The following is a 255-nucleotide window of genomic DNA, read 5'->3' on the forward strand; positions in this document are numbered from 1 at the left end:
CAAATTCAAAATCGAATAAAAAGTTAATGAAGAATTATAATTGGGAATACTTCAAATCACAAGTTAACCAAAAGCTTTCAGAACCAGAAACTAAAAAGATCTACAGTCAAAGAAAAATTGACGTAGAGCCAGTTTTTGGATTTATGAAGGCTATTTTGGGTTTCACTCGAATGTCGGTTAGAGGCATAAATAAAGTTAAAAGAGAACTTGGTTTTGTATTAATGGCACTTAATATAAGAAAAGTAGTAGCTCAAC

1 protein-coding gene is annotated in these 255 nt (G+C 30.6%); it reads left to right on the forward strand.

Annotated features, from left to right (window positions below; translation table 11 throughout):
- Window positions 1-255 (forward strand): transposase (locus N9R04_RS11405; RefSeq protein WP_262856886.1); only part of this gene is annotated, 255 nt, incomplete at both ends.

Origin of the sequence: Staphylococcus marylandisciuri (genome assembly GCF_025519785.1) — a bacterium.
In the GTDB taxonomy this organism is placed as follows: domain Bacteria; phylum Bacillota; class Bacilli; order Staphylococcales; family Staphylococcaceae; genus Staphylococcus; species Staphylococcus marylandisciuri.